Origin of the sequence: Streptomyces sp. SID12488, assembly GCF_010548275.1 — a bacterium.
Taxonomy (GTDB): Bacteria; Actinomycetota; Actinomycetes; order Streptomycetales; family Streptomycetaceae; genus Streptomyces.
Genome location: NZ_JAAGLT010000088.1, coordinates 1 through 939, shown reverse-complemented (window position 1 = coordinate 939; position 939 = coordinate 1). Strand labels below are relative to the sequence as shown.

General features: G+C 67.5%; 1 protein-coding gene. It reads left to right on the top strand.

The window, feature by feature from the left end; genetic code table 11:
- Nucleotides 1-899 (top strand): IS3 family transposase (locus G3I56_RS42595; protein WP_203691966.1); only part of this gene is annotated, 899 nt, incomplete at its 5' end.
- Nucleotides 900-939 lie beyond the last annotated feature (40 nt).

Below are 939 nucleotides of genomic sequence, written 5' to 3'. Positions count from 1 at the left end.
ACGGCTTTCTTCGCGAAGGAGACCCGGTGACGGTGCACCCGTTCATCGAGGCGGAGAAGCGAGACGGTCACAACGTCAAGCGCGCGTGTGAACTGTTGCAGGTCTCCCGAACCGCCTTCTATGCCCGCCGCACCGCCGGGCCCGGCCCGCGGGCGGTCCGTGACACCGAGCTGACCGAACAGATCACGGCCGTGCACGAACGCTCGCGTGGCACCTACGGCGCCCCGCGCGTGCATGCCGTACTCAAGCGGGAAGGCTCCGGATGCGGCCGCCGCCGCGTCGCCCGGCTGATGCGGGCCGCCGGCCTGCAGGGCCGACACCGCAGACGGCGGCACCTGACAACGATCCCCGATCCACGAGCCGCCATCAGGCCCGACCTCGTTGACCGGGACTTCCGGCCTGATGTCACGGCCCTGGACGCTCGCTGGTGCGGTGACATCACCTATGTCCCGACCGAGGAGGGCTGGCTCTACCTGGCCACGGTCATCGACATCGCCTCCCGCCGCGTGGTCGGCTGGGCGACAGCCGATCACCTGCGGACCGAACTGGTCGCCGACGCCCTGACGGACGCCTTCCGCCGGCGTCGTCCCACCCGGCCGGTAATCTTCCACTCGGATCGTGGCTGTCAGTACACCAGTCAGCAATTCGCCACCCTGGCAAGGGAGTTCGGGGTTCGCTTGTCCGTCGGCCGCACCGGCCAGTGCTGGGACAACGCGCTCGCCGAGTCGTTCTTCGCCACCATCAAGCGCGAGTTGCTCGGAACCGTCGCCTGGCCCAGCCGGGTTGCTGTCCGCACCGCGATCTTCGAATTTATCGAGAGCTGGTACAACTTGCACCGACTGCACAGCAGCCTCGGCTACCTCAGCCCTGCCGAATACGAGACCGCACTCGCAGCCTGACCACCACACCAATGGTGTCCGTCAAAGCGGAACAAGCTCA